The organism is Ravibacter arvi, assembly GCF_039540405.1.
Taxonomy (GTDB): Bacteria; Bacteroidota; Bacteroidia; order Cytophagales; family Spirosomataceae; genus Ravibacter; species Ravibacter arvi.
Genome location: NZ_BAABEY010000032.1, coordinates 48,937 through 65,211 on the forward strand (window position 1 = coordinate 48,937; position 16,275 = coordinate 65,211).

The following is a 16,275-nucleotide window of genomic DNA, read 5'->3' on the forward strand; positions in this document are numbered from 1 at the left end:
ATGAGACTCTTTTTTCAGAAAATTACTTGTTTGCTATTCCTGGCCGGGCTTCCGTTTTCCGGATCGCTCCAGGCGCAGAATGCCCTAACAGCTTTGCATATTAAACCGGGCCCTGACAATCCCAGAAATAGCGAAGGGGATTTCGTTACGCTCAAAGACGGCACCATCATGCTGGTCTACACCCGGTTTACAGGCAATTCCTCGAGCGATTTCGGCGGGTCCGACCTCGTAGCCAGGTACTCCCGCGACAATGGGAAAACCTGGGACGCCGAAGATCACCTGGTCCTGAAAAACGAGGGCAGGATGAACATTATGTCGGTTTCCCTGCTACGGTTGAAATCCGGGAAAATTGCGCTTTTCTATCTCCGTAAAAATGGCCTGGCCGACTGCCTCCCGCTCCTGCGGATCTCATCCGACGAAGGAAAAACCTGGGGAGCGCCCACCGTCTGCATCACCGATGAGATGGGTTATTATGTTTTGAACAATAACCGGGTGATTCAGCTGCCGGGCGGGCGCCTGCTGATGCCTGTTGCGCTTCACACTTCGACTTTCAAAGAAGGCGCGTCGATTACCGAGCTGGAAAAAAGCTTCAACAATTACGGGAAAATATTCTGCTACTACTCTGACGACGAAGGGAAAAGCTGGAAGCGAAGCGACCGTGTAGCTGTTCCTGACGACGTAATTGCGCAGGAACCAGGCGTTGTCGCGTTAAAAAACGGGAATATCCTGATGTTCATCCGTTCCGATGCGGGCGTCCAGTATTACGCTACCTCGTCGGACAAAGGGGAAAGCTGGCAACAGGTCGAAAAATCAACTATTGTTTCACCACTGTCTCCCGCCAGTATCGCGCGCATCCCGGGCAGCAACAAACTGCTGCTCGTCTGGAACAACAACGACCAGAAAGAAGCCTCGCGTAAGAACAAGAGAACCCCGATGACGATAGGAACCTCGGTTGACAATGGAAAAACGTGGAAGCGTATCTCCGACATTGAAACCGACCCACAGGGTTCCTATTGCTACACCAGCATTCATTTTACCAAAGACGATGCCCTGCTGAATTATTTCGACTGGCATACCCGCGGTATCATTATTAAACGTATTCCACTGAAATCCCTGCGTTAGACCATGAATTTCTCCCGACCATTTTACTGCAGGCTCTGCCTCCTGCTGATTATTGTTACGCTGAACGGCCGGTCGGCTTATGCGCAGACGGCCCCCGAAGTGGTGCTTCAGCTGCAGCCCGGCCCCAATAACCCCCGTAACAGCGAAGGCGATTTCGTGGAGCTCAGCGATGGCCGCATCCTGTACGTTTACTCCCGGTTTACGGGCAGTTCCGCCAGCGATTTCGGAAGCTCCGACCTGGCCGCCAGGTGGTCTGCCGACGGCGGAAAAACCTGGACCGCCGAGGATAAAATTGTGGTTAAGAACGAGGGCGCTACCAACGTTATGTCAGTCTCGTTGCTCCGGTTGAAAAACGGGAAAATAGCGCTCTTTTATGCCAGGAAGAACTCAATTGCCGATTGCATCCCCATGATGCGGGTCTCATCCGACGAAGGGAACTCCTGGAGCGCCCCGGTGCCCTGCATCACCGATCAGCCCGGGTACTATGTGCTCAACAATGCACGGGTACTCCAGCTGGCGGGCGGAAGACTGCTGATGCCCGTGGCGTTGCATAATACCGAAGCAAAAGGCTTGAGCGCCGAGGAGCTGGAGAAAAAATTCAATAACTACGGCATCCTCTATACCTACTTCTCGGATGACCAGGGTAAAAGCTGGAAGAGAAGCGCAAAAGTAGAGGTCCATCCCGATGTGATGGCGCAGGAGCCCGGGCTGGTTGAACTAAAAGATGGTTCCGTGATGATGTACATCCGTACCGATGCCGGTATGCAGTACCTGTCCGTTTCGAAAGACAAGGGCAAAACCTGGGGCAAAGCGTTTCCTTCCAATATCCCTTCGCCGCTGTCGCCGGCTACCATCGCAAGAGACCCCGCAACCGGCCACCTGGTGCTGGTTTGGAACAATTTTGGCGAAATGGGTCTAAAATACGGGAAACGCAACCCCCTTAATATAGCAATTTCCACCAATGAAGGCCTTACCTGGCGGAATATCAAAACCCTCCACCACGATCCTGACGGCTACTATTGCTATACCGCTGTACGGTTTCTGAAAACGGGCGATCTCCTGCTGAGCTATTGCGCCGGGGAAAGATCGAAGGGTACCGGCCTGTCTATAACCAATATTTCGAAAATCAACCCGGCCTGGCTGTATGAGAAGTAAGTTTTTAGGCGTCCTGATCGGGTGCTTGTGCTTACTCCACGCTGCCTCCGGTCAGAAAAGTTCCGCCGGTGAAATGGTTCTGCATCTCACGACCGACGCCAACAACCCCCGGAATTCAGAGGGAAGTTTTGTCAGGTTAAAGGACGGCAGAATCCTTTATGTATACTCCCGCTTTGAGGGGTCTTCCAGCGACCATGCGCCTGCCCGGCTGATGGGCCGGATATCAGGCGACAATGGCAGGACATGGACCCAAACCGACAAGCTGATCATTGACCGGGAAGGCGACATGAACGTCATGTCCGTATCGTTGCTGCGTCTTCGCAACGGCCGGATTGCGCTGATTTATGCCCGGAAAAATTCATTGGATGACTGCATCCCTCAAATCAGGTTTTCTGACGACGAGGCGTCAACCTGGTCCGCTCCCAAACCCGTCATAACAGATAAGACCGGCTATTTCGTGGTCAATAACGACCGGGTCATCCAGTTGCGTAGCGGCCGTATCCTCGTCCCGGTTTCGCTTCACAAAACGAAGGCAACCGAGTGGAGCAACAAGGGCCAGCTTCGGTGCTACTATTCCGACGACGACGGCCTGTCGTGGAAAACAGGCAATGCCCTGCCCGCGCCCGACTCGGTCATTACACAGGAACCCGGGGTAGTAGAATTGGCTGACGGCCGGGTAATGATGATTATCCGTGCCAGTGGCGGGCGCCAATTCCAGGCATACTCTGCAGACGGCGGGATCACCTGGGCTCCTGCCACGCAAAGCGGGCTCCGTTCCCCTTTGTCGCCGGCCTCAGTAAAGCGTATTCCCGGCAGCAATGACCTCCTGGCGGTAGCTAACAACAACGGCGCCTCCGGTCCCGGCTACTTTAAATCGAAACGCACGCCGCTTACTGTTTCTATTTCCCCGGACAACGGTTTGACCTGGCAGGCAGTCGCGGACCTGGAAAACAACCCGGACGAAACCTATGCTTATACAGCCATCCATTTCCAGGAAGGTCACGCGCTTTTTGCCTATTATGTAAAACCCGACAACGACCCGGGTTTCAGCATAAAAATCAGGCGATACGCCCTCCGGGAACTTTACAGGCTGAAGAAAGAGCTCCCGCTTCTGCTTGCCGCAAACAAGCATTCCAATACGCTTTCTTTCGTAGATCCGATAGGACGCGATGTGCTTCAGACCATTTCTACCGGACCCAATCCGCACGAAATTATCGTGACGCCCGATCAGCGTTTTGCCTATTTGTCCAATTATGCGCCCCCGGGTAACACGATCTCGGTTATAGATCTGAAAAACAGGAAGCACATCAGCCAGATCAGCACCGGAGAAATCGGGCGGATTCACGGTACGGCCATGGCCCCGGACGGAAAGCGCGCGTATTTCACTGCAGGACAGACCGGGTTTGTGGTGGAGGTGGACACCAAAACGAACAAAGTGGTCAGGAATATCCCGACACACGGCAAAATCTCGCACATGGTCTATATTTCACCGGACGGAAAATACCTGCTTACTGCCAATATTGTCTCCGAAAACATCTCGGTGATAGACCGCAAGACCGGCGGGCTGCTACGGCAGATTCCCGCCGGAGCGGGGGTTGAAGGAATGGCATTTACCCCTGATCATAAAAAGCTCTGGGCGCTGAACCAAACCGCCGGTTCCATCACTGTCATAGACGTCGCTACCTGGCAACCGGAAGAGACTTTTCCCTGCGAAGGTATGCCGGTCCGCATACGGTTTACCAAAGACGGCTCACAGGCGCTGGTCGCCAATTGGGTAAAGGACGGAAAGCTGACCATTATCGACACCAGGACAAAAAAAGAGATCAAGCGGATCCCCGTAGGTGATTTTGCCATAGGAGTTGAGCTTTCGTCCGAGGGCCGCTATGTCTTTGTCGGCTGTGAAGATTCCAGAAAAGCGGAGGTTTTTAAAGACGGATCCGAAAAATCGGAAGCCCACAAAACCGTTTCCGACGGCATTCACGTAATCGATCTCCAAAAAATGGAAGTAATAGACATTATCAAAACAGGTCTCGGCCCTGATCCGATGGTGATGTGGTTCCCGGCGAGGGGGAAGTCGGTAATCGGAAGTCGGTAATCGGAAATCAGAAATCGGAAGTCGGTAGTCAGAAATCGGAAATCAGAAATCGGAAATCAGAAATCAGAAATCAGAAATCAGTATTCAAAGAATCGGTAATCAGGATAGAACGGGCCGAGTTCCGATTTCCGATTTCCGAGTTCCAACCACCACCACAAATGAACAAGAAAAAAACGATATTCAGCAGGAGGAGTTTCCTCCTTGGGGCCGGTGCGGGACTACCGCTCGCCGCGGTTTCCATGTCTGCCGCGCATGGGAACGCCCCCCATTTTCCCCCGGTGAAAGAAGTTCCTGACCTGGCTGTGATAAAAGGCCTGCTCGCGAAAAAAGAGCCGAATGTCTGGTTGTTCACAGGGGACAGTATTACGCATGGCGCCAAGCACACGGAAGGCTATCGTTCCTATCCCGAAATTTTCGAGGAACGCATGCGCTGGGAATTGGCCCGGACCCGCGATTGGGTGATCAACACAGGTATCAGCTCCCAGACGACGCGGATGATCCTCGACGACTTCGATTGGCGCATTGCAAAGTTCAACCCTTCCGTGGTATCGATCATGATCGGCACAAACGACTGTGCAAAAGCCGATTTGCCGGTCCCGGTGTACGAACAAAACCTGAAGACTTTTGTAGACAAAGTACGGGCGCTGGGCGCCGTGCCCGTATTGCATACACCGAATCCCATTATTCTCCGGCTTTCCGATGAGCGCAAAACGCTTCCTGAGTATATCCCTGCCATCCGGCGGGTAGCGGAAGGCCTCCAAACCATCCTGGTCGACAACTATGCCTATTGGGAAGACCGCCAAAAAAGATACTTCAATGATGTGTACCGCCAGTGGCTCAACGACAGGCTGCATCCCAATTTCAGGGGGCACCAGCAAATTGCCAGGCTGATGTTCCGTGTGCTCGGAATTTTTGACCCCGAACACCCCACTTGTAACGGAGAATACTATGAAGGCGAGCACTGAACTTATTTTACGTCACGAAATCGCCGGCCGTGAAGACGGCCCCCACGTGCTGGTACTGGCGGGTGTGCACGGCGACGAATATGAACCTATGGCAGCCTGCGGCGAGCTGCACGCGCGCCTCGCCGCACAACTGCAGAAGGGCAGGATCACATTGGTTCCCAACGCCAACCCTACGGCTTATGTCTCCACCGGAAGATACGGGGACGACGGCCTGGACATGGCCCGGATATGTCCGGGGAAACCCGACGGATCATCTTCCGAGCGGGCCGCCTATGAATTGAGCGGACTCATTCGCTCGGCAGATTACCTGATTGACCTACACACCGGCGGCGTGATGTATGACATTTCCCCTCTGGCGGGCTACATGCTGCACGAAAACCAGGCGGTGCTGGACATTCAGCGTGAAATGGCGTTCGCATTCGACCTGCCCGTCGTATGGGGGACTGATCCGCTCCCGCAAGGCAGAACCCTATCGGTTGCCCGCGATGCCGGTATCCCTGCCATTTACCTGGAATACGGCGGCGGCACCGGCTTCCGCCCGCACGTAGCAACTGCCTATGTAGAAGGCGTCCTGAACGTATTGCGGCTCTGGGAAATGGTACCTGGCGCCGCCACGCGTAACAATGCCGGGAAACAGTTTTGGGTAGAAGACATCAGACCCGACAGCGGTTTCCTGCAAGGAAAAATGCCCGCGCCGGCCGACGGTATCTTTATTGCCGGCACAACACTGGGTACTCTCGTAAAAAAGGGCGAGCGGGTCGGCCATATTCTTGACCCCGCAACCGGCAATTCTACCCAGATACAAGCCGATGCCGACGGGCTGGTATTCCTGCTCCGGCAAATCGTAAAAGTAAAAAAAGGCGAAGCGCTGGGCGGCATTTTACCTATTTCCAAACCGGGAAGTGTCACGATTGGCTTCGACGGCATCGGGAAAGAAAATAACGGCCGGCAACCTGCGTTCAAAAACCACTGATAAACCTGCGAAATTTGAAAAAAACGGTCATCATAACAGGAGCTGCGGGCGGAATAGGCAGTGCTGCTGCAAAAGCTTTCGCCGTCCAGGGTTATGCGGTTGTACTTGCCGACATCAACCAGGAAGGACTTTCTATACTCCATCATTCCCTCGCCGGTGAAGGCGCCGACGTCAGTGTATGTAAAACCGATCTGGCCAGCGATGCAGACTGGGCTCGTCTTATCGCCCATACCGTCGATCGGTTCGGGCGTATCGACGTGTTGGTCAACAACGCGGCCTGGCGCGAACCGGGCTCAGTACGGGGGCTCTCATTGCCGGTCTGGGAAAAAACCCTGAAAATTTGTCTTACCGCCCCGCTTTTCCTGGCGCGCGCGGCAGCAGAAGTAATGGAACGCGGCGGACAAGGCGGTGTTATCATTAATGTATCCAGCGTCATGGCCGAGCGGCCTTCGGGAATAGCCACTGCCTATGTCGCCTGCAAAGGAGCGTTGAACAGCCTCACAAAGGAGCTGGCGATTACTTACGGGCGACAGGGGATACGCGTATTGGGCATCGCACCCGGTTTTATTGACACCGATCTGAGCGCCGATTACGTGGATCCGGACGGAAGGAATATCAGTAAAATCCTCACCGAGCAGCTGACCGATTTTATCCCGCTCGGGAGAGGCGGCCGGGCCGAAGAGGTCGCCGCCGTAATCGCCTGGGCCTGCTCCCGGGAAGCTTCCTACCTGAGCGGCACCACACTAACCGTAGATGGGGGATTCGAGCCGAATTTCAACCCTTATTCCGTTAAAAACCTTCAATATCCCGACGAATTTTGAATGAAATGGTAATGCACCGCTCTTATCTCACTACTCCCCCGCTCGTTACGCTGGGGGAAGGCAACACACCCTTGGTAAAATCACGCCGGATTGGTCCGGCACTGGGCCTGCCCAACCTGTATTTCAAGCTGGAAAACCTGAATCCCTCCGGTTCCTATAAAGACCGGTTCGCCGCCGCTCTGATCAGCGACATGGTGCGCGAAGGGCATAAAATCTGTCTTGCTACCTCAAGCGGAAATACAGGAGCTGCCCTGGCGGCCTACAGCGCCGCGGCGGGAATCCGCTGCATCATCCTGGTCGTAGACGGGGCGCCCGAACCTAAATTAAAACAAATGCAGCTGTACGGCGCGCAATTGCTGATGATCCGGGATTTCGGCAAGTCCGCAGCTGTTACTGAACAGGTGTTCGGGCTGCTCCAGGCGCTGAGTTCGGAAAAAGGGATACCGCTTCCCATCAGCGCTTACAAATTTTGCCCACCGGGCATGAAAGGAGTTGAAACCATCTCGCACGAGATCGTTGACACCCTAGGCGGGAATGACCTTGAAATATTGGTACCGGCAGGTGGCGGCGGCCTTACCCTGGCAGTAGCCAACGGGGTTTCTTCCACCGGCGCTGCGGCAAAAGTACATTGTGTTCAGCCAGCCGGCAACGACACCATTGCATCGTCACTGCGCAACGGTGTCCCGGCCCGGGCAGCTGACCGTGCTACCACCCGGATCAGCGGGCTCCAGGTGGCCAATGTGCTCGACGGTCAGGAGGTTGTAGCCGCATGTTCCGCCCTCGGCGGGACCGGCTATACCGTTTCCGATGAAAGTGTTTTCGACTGTCACCGCGAGCTCGCCGTAAAAGAAGGCATTTTCTCTGAGCCGGCCGGGGCAGTCGCGCTGGCGGGCCTTAAAGTGGCCTTGGAAAAAGGAGAAGCCGACCCCGGGAAAAATTACGTCTGTCTGGTTACCGGCAGCGGTTTCAAAGACATGGCGGCAGTGGACGCCGGGTTTGCGCTCCCCCCTGTCGGCATAACGCCCGTTGAATCCGCTCTGGAAACGATAAAAAATATTTTTAATAATTGATCACAACTTACCGTAAATAAAAATCCAAATGAGTAATCAAAAATTTCAAGGTGTATGGCCCGCCCTTTTTACACCTGTTCATCCTGATGGCAAACTGAATCTTCCGCAACTGGAAAAGCTTATCGAGCTGATGATCAGCCAGGAACTCGATGGTATTTACCTGCTGGGCTCCACAGGGCAGGGATTCCTTTTCAGTGAAGAGGAAAGAAAAGAAATTGCCGCACACACCATTCGAATTGTAAACGGACGCCTTCCGGTAATGGTACAGGTGGGCGCCATGAATACAGAAGAATCCATACGGCTCGCCCGTCACGCTGCCGAAAAGGGCGCCGACGGGATTTCGTCAGTCGGGCCTATTTACTATGGTGGTGGAGGCGAAATGGCTTTTACGCATTACCGCCGCATTGCACAGGCTACAGACCTTCCGTTTTTCCCCTACCAGATAGGCGGGTCTACCAGCAACGAGGTAATAAAAAAACTGCTCGACCTGCCACAGGTAAAAGGAATGAAACTTACCACCGCGAAACTGCTTGAGATCGGTACCATCAGGAACATGGCCGGCAACAGATGGCAACTCTTCAGCGGCGCCGACGAGCTTATTTGCCAGGCGGCGATCAGCGGCGCCGTCGGTGCAATCGGGACATTTTACAACATGTTTGGACCTACCTGCAAGCATGTCCGCGCCGGTTTCCTGGAAGGCCGGGTGCAGGAAGCACATGATTTCATGCTTGCCTTCCAGGGATTTATAGAAAAAATAATTCCGTACGTGTGGACATTCATCAACCGCGGGATGGCGCTCAAATATGACATCCACATCGGCCCGCCCAAACCGCCGTTGCTCGCGCCGGAAATGCCCTGGGACGATGAGGAGATTGTGCGCATGATGGAAGAAGTGGACAGCTACGGCCTGATGAAAGAAACCATTTAACTGTTTCGAACATGGACTTCCGGTTAATTGAACAGGAACTTTACAGCGCAGTCATTTCAGACGTCCTGGACGGGATGGGGTTTACTAATCAGGCTACGAGGAGTACCTTTTTTCCTTATACCGGCATAAAAAAACTGGTAGGAAGATGCAGAACTACGCTTTGGTCGGATATGTTTCACCGGGACGAAGCACCTTATGAACTCGAGCTGGAGGCGGTAGATTCCTGCCTTCCGGGAGATGTTATCATTGCAGCGGCTCACGGCAGCGAACGGTCCGGCATTTTTGGAGAATTGCTCGCCACCGCAGCTCGCAACAGCGGCTGTGCAGGTGTAATCGTCCATGGGGCGGTAAGGGATGTGGCCAAAATGCGTGAAATGGGGTTTCCCGTATTTGCCACGGCAAAGAATCCCTATGACAGTCAAAACAGGCAGCGCGTGATCGACCTCGACGTGACTGTTGTGATAGATGGTGTTACCTTTAACCCCGGCGACCTGGTAATGGCCGACGAAGACGGGATTGTGGTAATTCCGAAGGCGATTGAAGAAGTCGTACTGGAAGCTGCATTTCAAAAAGTAAAGGCTGAAAACCGGTCGCGGGATGCCATCAAAAATGGCATGAAGGCACAAGTAGCTTATCAAACATTCGGTATATTATGAGTAACAAAAAAGTAGTAAAAGGGGGAAACATCCCGACCAGTCACCTGCCGTTTTCTCCGGGCGTTATTTCAGGAGGCCATCTGTACGTATCGGGGCAGGCATCAACCGACAGCACGGGTACAATCGTGGTTGACACTTTCGAAGGCGAATGCCGCCGGTCGTTCGACAACCTGAAGCGCATTGTGGAAGCTGCCGGCGCGAAAATGGACGACGCCGTTCAGGTACGGAATTATGTGGGCAAACAGGAATACCTCGCAGAATTCAACGCGATATACAGAGAGTACTTCAACGAGCCCTACGCGGCCCGGACTACCCTGATCGGATGCCTGGGTGAGCTCCTGAAGTTTGAAGTGGATGCTGTTTTTAAATTGGAAGAGTAGGTATGAGGTTTGAGGGGTGAGGTGTTAGCTACCGCTCATACCTCATACCTCAAACCTCACCCCTCATACCTCATACCTTTACCCAAATGAAAAAAAGAATAGCGCTCCTTGGAATTTACCATGAGACCAACACCTTTTCCCGGCAGCCCACTACCCTACAGCACTTTCAAACTGGTTTTTGGCTGGAAGGAAAAGCTATCCTGGATGAGTACCGAGGTGCTCACCACGAGATCAGCGGCATTATAGAAGTCATTGAGGGCCAGCCCGGCTACGAGCTTGTCCCGGTATTTTACGCATACGCAACGCCCAGCGGAATGGTCGCCCGCGAAGCTTTTGAAACCATCCTGGAGCGCCTATTAACATTATTTGAACAATACGGCCCCTACGATGGGGTCATCGTCGTTCCCCACGGGGCAGGCGTAGCAGAGGGGTATCCCGATATGGACGGCCATTGGCTTGACGTGGTGCGCAAAAAAGCCGGGCCCGATATGCCGATTGTCGGGACCTTAGACCCGCATGCCAATCTCAGTCCGCTGATGGTGGCAGCTACCAACGGGCTCTTTCCCTACCAGACCAATCCGCATATAGACCAGGCAAAAGTAGGTCGCCGGGCTGCCCAGATGATAATCGAAATGCTATCGGAGGGCAAAAAGTTCACGCACCGACTGGTACAACTTTCCGTAGCAATCAGTATCGAACAACAATATACTTCCGAGTCGCCCTGTCTTGATCTCCTGCAATTGGCCGGCAAGGTGAAAACAGAATTCGGCCTGTATGCCGTCAATCTTTTGCTGGGTTTCCCCTATGCTGATGTCGAAGAGCTGGGGTCTGCCTTTACCATGATTTCGGAAGTAGGGAAAGGCAACGAAAAAGCGGCCGAACGCAGCCTCCGCGCTTTTGTCGCGGACCACCTGCAAAGCTACAACGGCAAAAAACGGCGGATTGAAGACTTGATCCCCGAATTCGACGGAATGGAAAAACCCATCCTGCTGCTGGACATGGGCGACAACGTCGGCGGCGGAAGCTCCGCACAAAGCACCCATTTGCTGGAAGCCCTCGATGCGGCGGGCCTTCCGGGCACTTTCATCTGCGTATTTGATCCGGAAGCCGTCAGGTTGCTGAGCGAAACCGGCGAAATGCCTGCCGGGCTGATGATCGGGGAAAGCCGTTACACGGTCCATCCGGAGAGCTTCAGGCTGATTGAAGGTAAATTTGAAGAGCTCACGCCCAAGCACGGAGGGTTTGTACATTACGACATGGGACCATCGGTCATCCTGAAAACCGTAACCGGGCAAACCGTCATGCTGACCTCGATGCGTACGGTTCCTTTTAGTCTGCAGCAATTGCTGGCCTTTGACCTGGCGCCGGAATCCTTCAACTTTATTGTCGCCAAAGGCGTGAATGCTCCGATTGCGGCCTACAAAGACGTTTGCAAACATCTTGTAAAGGTGGATACTCCCGGCGATACCAGCGCTGACATGACCCGATTTGAATTCCATAACCGGAGAAAACCCCTGTTTCCTTTTGAAATACCGGAACGGGAAATGATATGAAACTGACTGAAATCAAAAAACTGGCCGAACTTGATTTCTATACCGAAGGCCCGGCTGTCGGCACCGACGGTGCTTTCTACTTCACCACATTGAGCGGTAGGACAGTTTTTCGCATAGGGGCTGACGGAAAAACCGAACCCTGGGCGGAAGGAGCATGCCCCAACGGACAGGCGATCCGGGCGGATGGTACGCATTGGTTTTGCGAAAGCCGGGACGGACGCATCAGCAGCCACCACTCCGACGGCCGGTTCGAAAAGGTAGTATTGGACGGTGTCTGCGGAGGTGTCGGATTTTCAACCCCTAATGACCTGATTTTTGATTCAGCAGGGAATTTATATTTCACAGACTCGATCCGGGAAAACGGGAAGGTTTTTTTCCTGGGAGCCGACGGTACCGAAAAGGTCATTGCAGATGGGATCGACTATGCCAACGGCCTGGCGCTAAGTCCGTCCGAGACCACGCTGTATGTCGCGGAAAGTTACGGGAACCGAGTCCTTGCCGTGGATTTGTCTGCCAATGCCCAACCCCGGCGCACCGTATTGGCCAATCTCCCGAAGCACCCCTCGAACGACCCGGTCGGGAACTTGCCCGATGGCCTGGCAACGGACAACGAGGGCCGCATCTGGGTTGCCCATTACGGTATGCAGGCCGTTCATATCATTTCTCCCGGCGGCGCGTGCGTCGGCTCTTTCGATACCGGCCTGCCGCTTACCAGTAACCTGGCTTTTGTGAGCGACACGCCGCGCCTCAAACAATTGCTGATTACGGGCGGATTCGGCGAACCCGGCCCGGGAGCCGTCGTGCTGGCCACTATTTCGCTTTAAAAAGAAAACATCATGGTCAATCGCCTGCGCCATCTCTTTTACCTGGCATTACTCATTCCCATTCACCTTATGTCTCAGTCTCATCCCATTACGTGGTCAGAATTTTCACCATTACCCGATCCGCTAGGTTTCGCAGGCATGTATGCCGGGGTTTCCAACGGCGCACTGATCGCTCTCGGCGGCGCCAATTTCCCGGAGAAATACCCCTGGGAGGGCGGCAAGAAAAAATGGCACGACCGGATTTTCATCATGAAACCCGGCGGCCCGTGGCATACCTCTGACCAGAAAATGCCCGAACCTGCCGCTTACGGCGTTTCCGTTAGCTATGGCGGGAGTGTAATAGTGGCAGGTGGCTGCACGGAAACCGCACACTTGTCATCGGTCAGCGCCTATCAGTGGGTACAGGGCAGCCTGACGCGCTCAGCCTTGCCCCATCTTCCCACACCCCTGGCCTACATGACCGGCGCCGTTCTGGGCGACGCCCTCGTTATCCTCGGCGGTACTGAAAGCCCGACAGGAGCACCAACAAAAACCGCGTTGCTCCTCGACCTCAGCAACCCCGGCTCCGGTTGGCAAACGATAGAACCGTGGCCCGGTCCCGAGCGCATGCTCCCCGCCAGCGGCGTATGGAACGACCGTTTGATTCTCATGGGCGGCGAAAATAGCGCGATCAATGCAGCAGGAGAAAAGTACCGGCATATTCTGCAGGACGGCTACTCCCTGACACTTACAAAAGAAGGCCAGAAATGGATAGCTGCTTGGAAGGTGCTGGGGGTTATTCCGAGAGGCGTTTCAGCTGCAGGCACCCTGCCGGCATTCAGGGACCGGATGATCATCTGGGGCGGCGTAGACGCCGTTACTGCCCAATACCGCACGGCCAGTACGCACCCAGGCATTACCAAAAGCCTGCTTTACTATTACCCCGCTTCCGATACCTGGGAGTACCCCGGCGAGAATAACAATTTCCCGTCCAGGGTAACGCTGCCGGTCGTGTTTTACCAGGACAGCTGGCTGTACGTCAGCGGTGAAATCAAACCCGGTATCAGAACACCGTCAATCATTCAGATCAGGGGTGAGCGGTGAGCTTTGAGCGATGAGGCGTCAAAACCTCGCCCTCAAACCTCACGTCTCAAACCTCACGTCTCAAACCTCAAACCCCAAACCTCAAATCCCACGTCTCAAAACTCCCATGAAATACACCGCTTTTCACGGTTACCGGGTTTCGCAGCTATCGCTTGGCACTATTCAGCTGGGCATGGATTACGGAATTGCGAACACAAAAGGCGCCCCGAACGAAGCAGAGGCTTTCCGTATCCTGGATGTGGCGCGCGAATCGGGCATCAACACGTTTGATTGCGCCAGGACCTATGGCAGGGCGGAAGAGGTACTCGGCAACTATTTTGCCAATAAACCGGCCGGTGACCTGATCGTCTCAAAGTTCAAATACGATTGGGAACCGGGCATTTCAGTTGAAACTGCCTGGCAACGCACCACGACAACAATTGAACAATCGCTGCAAGCCCTTCAGGTCAGCCAGATACCGGTTTGCCTCTACCACAAAGGGCCGGGCGAGCCAATGGAAGAGGTGATGCGCATTGTTCCTATCATGATTGAGCGCCTGAAAGAGAAAGGTTACATTCGTCACGCCGGGCTTTCATTGTATTACTCCGCCGATGCGCATGGGCTTGATGACAGCCCGTATTTCGAAGCGCTTCAAATCCCCATGAACGTTCTTGACCAGGCCCTGATCACGGAAGGCCTTCTGGAAAAACTGCACGGGGCCGGCAAACTTATCTTTATCCGGAGTGTGTTCCTGCAAGGTTTATTTTTTCAATCCCCGGGCGCGCTGAACGAAACGCTGAAACCGGCGATACCATTCCTGGAAAAAATAAAAACGTTGGCCGACGAGCATGGAATGACGGTTGCGCAACTGGCATTCGGCTTCATCAGGGACCTGCCCCATGTCGACAGCCTGGTCATCGGCGCTGAGAACCAGGAGCAAATCCGCACCAACCTGGACCTGCTCCGGGGGCCCCGGTTACCCGACCCGCTTCGCGACACATTATCAAATCTTAGTAAACACGTACCCCGCCAGGTCATTACACCCGGTCTTTGGGGAAAGTAACCCAAACCAATGAAGAACATCCACGAACTATTTGACCTGACAGGCAAAACTGTCATCGTAACGGGAGGGACCGGCTTATTCGGCGCACCGATCTCCAGGGCGCTTGCTGCCGCGGGCGCTGAAGTGATTATTGCCTCCCGCGACGGGAGCAAGTGCCGTGAGTTTGCCGGAGAACTAGTGCGGGAAGGCTTCTCCGCGAGCGGATGGGCTCTTGATCTATCAGATGAATCCAGCATTCAGCAATTCGTAGCAAACATCATCCGCCACAGCGGCAAGATCGATATCCTGATCAACAACGCGGTTTCCCGGGAGGGGTTCCGGAACCTGGAAGATATGGAAGCTGCCGACTGGGAAGCCTCGCAAAAAATCAATTCCACCGGGCTGATGCTCATCACAAAAGCGGCTGTCACGCATATGCGGGAGCGTGGAAGCGGGAACATCATCAACATCAGCTCTATCCAGGGAGCAGTAGGCCCGAACTTCCCGGTTTACGGTGAAACCGGCATGACAAGCCCTGTAAATTATTCTTATGACAAGTGGGGAATGGTCGGGTTTACCAAATGGCTGGCTAATTTTTACGGGAAATACAACATCAGGGCCAATTGCATCAGCCCGGGAGGATATGGACCGGGTGTCGACCAAATGACCGGGAAAGAAGAATTCGTTGCCAACTACAAAAGGCTTACCCCTTTGGGGCGTTTCGCGGTTGACAAGGACATTCAAGGCCCTATCGTTTTCCTGGCTTCGGAAGCTTCTTCTTACATCACAGGTCATAATCTGCTGGTTGACGGCGGGTGGACCTCCTGGTAATAAGCTATTCAAAATGCAACCTGATTCACTTCTGCAAAAACTCCGGAACGGAGAGCTTGTCTACGGTACCTGCCTCATCGCCCGGTCGCCGCTTTGGTTCAACGCGATAAAAGGGGCGAAACTCGATTTCGTCTTTCTTGATACCGAACATGTTCCGGCCAACCGGGAAGACCTGTCATTGTCCTGCCAACATCTCCGCGACATGGGCGTAACGCCGGTCGTGCGAGTGCCTCAACCGGATCCGTTCCTGGCTTGCCAGGCGCTGGACGCCGGCGCAAGAGGAATCGTTGCACCTTATATTGAATCCGCAGCCCAGGTGAGGGCGCTTGCAGGCGCTGTCAAATACCGGCCGCTGAAAGGTGAAAAACTAGACGACCTCTTATCGGGCCGGGAAGTACTGACTGATGAAATGCGCCGGTACCTGGACGGTTTCAACCGCGGCAACCTGTTAATTGCCAACATCGAAAGCGCTCCCGCTATCAGGAACCTCGACGGAATTCTGGCCGAACCCGGACTTGACGGTGTGTTTATCGGTCCTCATGATCTCTCAGTCAGCCTGGGAGTGCCCGAACAATATGACCATCCTGATTTCGAGCGGGCCGTTGCCACGATCGTGACCAAAGTCAGGGCTGCCGGGAAGCACGTCGGCATTCAGTTCTGGATGGGCCCGGAAATACAGTTGAAGTGGATAAAACTCGGGCTGAATATGGTCATCCACAGCAACGACCTGACCCTGTTTAAATTAATGCTAGAGAACGATATCTCGGCGATCCGGAACGGCGCTGTCCGCTGACCCTT

General features: G+C 54.2%; 16 protein-coding genes. All 16 read left to right on the plus strand.

Going from position 1 to position 16,275, the window contains the following annotated elements; all coding sequences use genetic code 11:
* The 16 genes from ABD852_RS18285 to ABD852_RS18360 all read left to right on the plus strand — a co-directional run bounded on the left by ABD852_RS18285 (position 1) and on the right by ABD852_RS18360 (position 16,270).
* The gene (locus tag ABD852_RS18285; protein ID WP_345031534.1) at positions 1-1,122 is read left to right on the plus strand and encodes a sialidase family protein; all 1,122 of its coding nucleotides are present in this window, start codon (positions 1-3) and stop codon (positions 1,120-1,122) included.
* 3 nt (positions 1,123-1,125) lie between these two features.
* A complete protein-coding gene (locus ABD852_RS18290) occupies positions 1,126-2,277 on the plus strand; it encodes a sialidase family protein (protein ID WP_345031535.1) in 1,152 nt (383 codons plus the stop codon).
* Positions 2,267-4,372, plus strand: coding sequence for an exo-alpha-sialidase (locus ABD852_RS18295; RefSeq protein ID WP_345031536.1), 2,106 nt, complete (start codon positions 2,267-2,269; stop codon positions 4,370-4,372). The genes ABD852_RS18290 and ABD852_RS18295 overlap by 11 nt, the downstream gene beginning before the upstream one ends.
* A 158-nt stretch (positions 4,373-4,530) precedes the next feature.
* Complete coding sequence (locus ABD852_RS18300) at positions 4,531-5,337, plus strand: SGNH/GDSL hydrolase family protein (RefSeq protein WP_345031537.1); 807 nt, start codon at positions 4,531-4,533, stop codon at positions 5,335-5,337.
* Positions 5,321-6,310 (plus strand): succinylglutamate desuccinylase/aspartoacylase family protein, encoded by a 990-nt coding sequence (locus ABD852_RS18305; protein WP_345031539.1) that lies wholly within the window; start codon positions 5,321-5,323, stop codon positions 6,308-6,310. The genes ABD852_RS18300 and ABD852_RS18305 overlap by 17 nt, the downstream gene beginning before the upstream one ends.
* 14 nt (positions 6,311-6,324) lie before the next feature.
* Positions 6,325-7,131 carry an SDR family NAD(P)-dependent oxidoreductase gene (locus ABD852_RS18310; protein WP_345031540.1) on the plus strand — a complete coding sequence of 269 codons (807 nt, stop codon included), beginning with the start codon at positions 6,325-6,327 and terminating at the stop codon, positions 7,129-7,131.
* An 11-nt stretch (positions 7,132-7,142) separates the two neighbouring features.
* Positions 7,143-8,201, plus strand: coding sequence for a threonine synthase (locus tag ABD852_RS18315; RefSeq protein ID WP_345031541.1), 1,059 nt, complete (start codon positions 7,143-7,145; stop codon positions 8,199-8,201).
* 28 nt (positions 8,202-8,229) lie between these two features.
* Positions 8,230-9,129: a dihydrodipicolinate synthase family protein gene (locus ABD852_RS18320; RefSeq protein WP_345031542.1), complete on the plus strand. Its 900-nt coding sequence runs from the start codon at positions 8,230-8,232 to the stop codon at positions 9,127-9,129.
* A gap of 11 nt (positions 9,130-9,140) precedes the next feature.
* Entirely contained in the window at positions 9,141-9,785 is a 645-nt protein-coding gene (locus ABD852_RS18325; RefSeq protein ID WP_345031543.1) for an RraA family protein, read from the plus strand.
* Positions 9,782-10,165: a RidA family protein gene (locus tag ABD852_RS18330; RefSeq protein WP_345031544.1), complete on the plus strand. Its 384-nt coding sequence runs from the start codon at positions 9,782-9,784 to the stop codon at positions 10,163-10,165. Before ABD852_RS18325 ends, ABD852_RS18330 begins: the two co-directional genes overlap by 4 nt.
* Before the next feature lie 86 nt (positions 10,166-10,251).
* Positions 10,252-11,718: a M81 family metallopeptidase gene (locus tag ABD852_RS18335; protein ID WP_345031545.1), complete on the plus strand. Its 1,467-nt coding sequence runs from the start codon at positions 10,252-10,254 to the stop codon at positions 11,716-11,718.
* Positions 11,715-12,542 carry an SMP-30/gluconolactonase/LRE family protein gene (locus ABD852_RS18340; RefSeq protein WP_345031546.1) on the plus strand — a complete coding sequence of 276 codons (828 nt, stop codon included), beginning with the start codon at positions 11,715-11,717 and terminating at the stop codon, positions 12,540-12,542. Before ABD852_RS18335 ends, ABD852_RS18340 begins: the two co-directional genes overlap by 4 nt.
* A gap of 12 nt (positions 12,543-12,554) precedes the next feature.
* Positions 12,555-13,625: a hypothetical protein gene (locus ABD852_RS18345; protein WP_345031547.1), complete on the plus strand. Its 1,071-nt coding sequence runs from the start codon at positions 12,555-12,557 to the stop codon at positions 13,623-13,625.
* A 106-nt stretch (positions 13,626-13,731) separates the two neighbouring features.
* A complete protein-coding gene (locus tag ABD852_RS18350) occupies positions 13,732-14,667 on the plus strand; it encodes an aldo/keto reductase (RefSeq protein ID WP_345031548.1) in 936 nt (311 codons plus the stop codon).
* Positions 14,668-14,676: 9 nt separating this feature from the next.
* Positions 14,677-15,477, plus strand: coding sequence for an SDR family NAD(P)-dependent oxidoreductase (locus ABD852_RS18355; protein ID WP_345031550.1), 801 nt, complete (start codon positions 14,677-14,679; stop codon positions 15,475-15,477).
* A gap of 13 nt (positions 15,478-15,490) precedes the next feature.
* Positions 15,491-16,270 carry an HpcH/HpaI aldolase family protein gene (locus tag ABD852_RS18360; RefSeq protein WP_345031552.1) on the plus strand — a complete coding sequence of 260 codons (780 nt, stop codon included), beginning with the start codon at positions 15,491-15,493 and terminating at the stop codon, positions 16,268-16,270.
* Positions 16,271-16,275: the final 5 nt, after the last annotated feature.